4 protein-coding genes are annotated in these 4,595 nt (G+C 58.3%); 2 read left to right on the forward strand and 2 right to left on the reverse strand.

All coding sequences use genetic code 11. The features are described 5' to 3' along the window. Both CW742_RS07605 and CW742_RS07610 read left to right on the forward strand, forming a co-directional pair. Positions 1-417, forward strand: a 417-nt coding sequence (locus CW742_RS07605) for a sensor histidine kinase (RefSeq protein WP_292418670.1), incomplete at its 5' end; no start/stop codon positions are given. 118 nt (positions 418-535) lie between these two features. Then, on the forward strand, positions 536-916 hold the full coding sequence (locus tag CW742_RS07610; protein ID WP_292418673.1) for a response regulator: 381 nt from the start codon (positions 536-538) through the stop codon (positions 914-916). 106 nt (positions 917-1,022) lie between these two features. Here the strand turns inward: CW742_RS07610 and CW742_RS07615 are convergent, their stop codons facing one another. Continuing rightward, entirely contained in the window at positions 1,023-3,608 is a 2,586-nt protein-coding gene (locus tag CW742_RS07615) for a calcium-translocating P-type ATPase, PMCA-type (RefSeq protein ID WP_292418676.1), read from the reverse strand. A gap of 140 nt (positions 3,609-3,748) precedes the next feature. Further along, positions 3,749-4,585, reverse strand: coding sequence for an ABC transporter permease (locus CW742_RS07620; protein WP_292418678.1), 837 nt, complete (start codon positions 4,583-4,585; stop codon positions 3,749-3,751). Positions 4,586-4,595: the final 10 nt, after the last annotated feature.

The raw sequence follows: 4,595 nt of genomic DNA on the forward strand, positions 1-4,595 counted from the left end.
ACCCTGATCTCCACGGTAGCCGACAAGTACGCGGAAACCCCTGCCCGGATATCAATAGACCTGCCCCGCGTGGAGATCTATGCAGACAGCCAGCTGGAGCATGTTCTCGACCGGCTCCTGGAACGGTCGCTGGTGAATGAGGACACGACCCATGAGATCCGGGTCAGCCACCGCGTCGGCGAAGGAGGGCTTCTTATCATCTTCGAAAACAACGGGCCCGGGTACCGGCCAGAAGAGAAGGATGAGATCTTTGAGTTGAAAAGCGACGGTTCCGGGAACCGCGAACTCTTTATCGCACGCGAGATCCTTTCCCTGACGGGTATTACCCTCGCCGAGAACGGCGAATTCGGGAAGGGAGCCCGGTTCGAGGTCAAAGTCCCCGAGACGTATTACCGGTTTGTTCCCGGCACTGCCTGACGGGCTGACCCGGGCAGGACAGCCTCTTTTTTGGTATAATCTGCCGGCGATAAAAAAACAACGCATAAATACGACTTTTCTGCAACTGATGTACTGTATATTACGTCAGGAAAGACCAATGCCCAGAATCCTGCTTGTCGATGATGATAAGGACATCCTCGATATAATCCGGCTCGATCTCGAAGATGACCCGGCAAATGCGGTGGATACCACCAGCACCGCAACCGATGCCATCACGAAAGTCACCCGGACCCCCTACGACGTGATCATTGCTGACTGGCGCATGCCAGGAATGAACGGCACCGACCTTATCCGGAAACTGAGACACGACGGGTGTGCTTCGTTCATCATCCTGTACACCGGCTATTCCCTCAGTTCCGACATCCGGACAACGCTGGACTGCGGGGCCGATCATTACCTCCACCGGGGCGGCGATCCTGACCTGGAATTTGCCGAGCTGCACCGGCTGATCAAAACCGTTGCCGGAAAAAAAACATAATCCTCTTTTGAGCGGAAACAGGCGCCCGCCCATTATTCCCGAACGGAGTCGTATCAGCCCAATAAATGCGAATGGATGAGGGATACCGCCCCCGGGCATTCCCCGGTTATGCCTGTGCACCCTGCCGGTGCTCAGTCACGTACCGGTAAACCACCCGGAGCAGGAACCCGACAACAAGGACTGATGCCGATGCAATGATGATCGTCACCCACTGCAGTGCCGAAAGCGGAACGGTAGAAAAGACGCTTCCCCCGAACTGGACCAGCACGATCTGGAGGAGGAGGATCATTCCCATGATCAGGAAGAACATCGGGTTCCCTTTGAAAAAGGAAGGCATCTTCCCGTCAAGCGCACGGCAGTTGACCCCGTTCCAGATCGCGGCCACGATAAAAGCCGAGAAGAAGACCGTCGTGATCTCTTCCGGCGTTGATCCGCCGAGGAAGCCGGTTGCCAGCTGGAGGAGTCCCCCGGCGATCAGGAATGTTCCCGTGACAAGGATCGAGATCCACATGAATGGCGTGATGATCGTTGCGTCCTGCGGGACGGGCTGTCGTTCCAGTAACCCGGCATGGGGCGCTTCCGAGCAGAGCGCAAACGCGGCAAGCGTATCCATGATGATATTGATCCAGAGGATCTGGATGATGGTGAAGGGCTCGGGATACCCCAGAAGCGTGGCGATGAAGATGAGCAGGCATGCACAGAAGTTGAGGGTCAGCTGGAAGAGGATGAAACGCTGGATGTTCTCGAAGAGTGACCTGCCCCACCAGACCGCCTGCGTGATAGAGGCAAACGAGTCATCGAGCAGGATGATGTCGCTTGCCTCGCGGGCCACCTCGGTTCCCGCAATGCCCATGGCAAAGCCGACATTCGCGTGCTTGAGCGCCGGGGCATCGTTCGTCCCATCGCCGGTCACGGCAACCACATCGCCGGACTTCTGGAGCGCCTGGACAAGGAGCAGCTTGTCCATGGGCTCGGCACGGGCCATGATGTCAAGGTCCCGGGCAGCAGGGACCTGCTCTTCCAGACTCAGTGCCCGGAAGGATGGGCCGGTCATAACAGTCCCGCCTTTGTGAATACCGGACTCCATGGCAATGGCGCGGGCGGTCTCCGGATTGTCCCCGGTCACCATCCGCACACGGATCCCCGCCTTCTGGCAGGTTGCTACCGAGTCCCCGATGTGATCGCGGAGCTGGTCCCTTATACCCACGTACCCATCCCAGACAAGGTTCATCTCGCTCTCGTCGCCGTTGACAATCTCCTTGTGCGCAAAGGCAAGGGTCCGCATTGCACGCCTCGCCAGAGCCAGGACACCGGAAAGGTCCGGCGCATCAACGCAGAGGCCGGCAAGGATCTCCGGCGCACCTTTGACCAGGAGGTAAGGCTTCCCGTTGATCTGCACGACCGTTGACATCCGCTTCCGGTTCCCGTCAAAGAGGAACTGCCTTGTCTCCGGTCTCTCCGCCCGGATCTGTGCATAGTCAAGGCCGTATTCTTTCAGCCAGCGGAGGAGCGCCCCCTCGGTTGAGTTCCCGATGACAATGGTCTTTCCGGAGCAGGTGTCAAGGTAGGCGGTCCCGTTGACCGCAGCATTGAGAGTTATCCACTCGATAGGGGATTGTGGGAGCGCTTCCGGTTTGACAGGGGTGCCGGCCGACGACTCTGCAACAAGCATCTGGTTCTTTGTCAGCGTGCCGGTCTTGTCAGTGCAGATCGTTGTGGAAGATCCGATTGTCTCGCAGGCGATAAGCCTCCGCACCAGGCAGTTGGCCCGGGTCATCTTCCGCATGGCAAGCGAAAGCGATAGGGCCACGCTCATCGGCAGGCCTTCGGGAACAGCCGCGACCACGATTACGACCGCGAGCATGAAATAATGGAGGATATGGTTCGCGGTATCGAGATTGAATCCGCTCACATCGCCGGTCAGAACGCCCCGGGTAAAAAGCGCGACACAGATGAGAATGGCCATCGCGTACCCGAATTTGCTGATTATTCCGGCAAGTTCCTCGAGTTTCTTCTCAAGCGGGGTATGGGTGGCATGATCGATCCCGAGCGATGCCGCGATCACGCCCATCTCTGCCCGGTCGCCAACAGCGCCTGAGAGCATCCGGCCTTTACCCCCCGTGATAAAGGTGCCCTTTAAAACCCGCTCCCGTTCGCCTTTTTTTACCGGCTCGCTCTCTCCGGTGAACGCGGACTCATCGATGACAAGGCCGTCCGAGACAAGAATCCACCCGTCGGCAGGGACCGCGTCCCCGGCTTCGAGAAGAATGAGGTCCCCGACAACGATATCACGGGACGCGACCTGGACGGGATGTCCGTCGCGGACCACCTTAATCGCGATCTCGTCACGGTGGGCGTTTAAGACATCGAACTCCCGGCTGCTCCGGTACTCGTTGAAGAAAGCAATTCCGGTGGAGAGGAGGATCGCGGCGATGATGCCCACGGTATCGAGGAGGCCGCTCCCCTGGATGAGCGAGACGACCGTGGAGATGGCAACGGCAAAGAGCAGGATGCGGATGATGGGGTCGTCGAACTTCCCCAGGTACTGCTTCCAGAGCGGATCCCGCACCGGGGGCGTCATCATGTTGGCGCCGTACTCGTTGCGCATCGTTTCAACACGGCTGGATGCAAGACCTTCCGTGCCGGCAATCGTAATGAGTTTTTCGAGGGGGACGAGCGACTCTTCCTTCATGGGCATACACTACAGTTCTGGTCACCAGTATTGGGCGAGGGCGGGTAAAATGGTATAGGTCATGCCTGTATTCGCTGGAGGGCGGGGGCGCTCAGCCCTCCCCTGAAACGTTCAGAACGGAGGGATCATGAGGGACCGCCTCAGGTCACCACGGCGTTCCGGAATCTCCACCACGCAAGGACAAACATGATTAGAGAGAAGAGGACAAGACCTGCAAACGAGAGCAGGATCTCTGCCTGCGTGAAGGCATAGTGGTGGCCGAGAGCGTAAAAATCCGGGCCGATGGCGAAGTACCGGATGCCGTTGATGAGAAGGGTCATCGGGTTGTACGCGGAGATGATCCGGAGCACTTCGGGGAAGTTGTCAATCGGGTAGAGGGCATTGCTGGCAAAGAAGATCGGCATGGTGAGAAGCGTCATGACACCCTGGAGCCCCTCCGGGCTTTCCATGGAGATTGCTATCGCTGCCGAGAGGAAGAGGAAACCGAGGGCGAACAGGGCCACAAACAAAAGGACCCCGGCAATTCCGATCACGATCTGGAGGGGAGTGAAGCCGGCAAAAAATGCAGCCCCGATCAGGACGCCAAAGCCCATAATGATGATGGCCTGGATAAAGGCCTTGGTCACACCCGAGAGCGCGATGCCGACGATGATGTGGTTCCGGCTCACCGGGCTTGCCAGGATCTCCCGCATGAGGCCCCAGTTCTTGTCGAACAGGATCACGATCCCGGAGAAGAGGCTTGTGAACAGCGTGGTCATCGCGATGATGCCGCAGCCCATGAACGTGAGGTACCCCACGGTTTTTACCCCCTCCGGCACGGGCATGCCTGCCATCATCGCATCGAAGTTGCTTGCCATGGCAATACCAAAAAAGGCGAGCCAGAGCGCCGGCTGGAGGAGCGAGGAGACCAGCAGGGTCTTGAACCGGACGAACCGGATCATGTCCCGCCAGTAGATGGTGAAAAAACCGTACTGCATCGTTTAGTGC

The organism is Methanoregula sp. (assembly GCF_002835825.1).
Classification (GTDB): domain Archaea; phylum Halobacteriota; class Methanomicrobia; order Methanomicrobiales; family Methanospirillaceae; genus Methanoregula.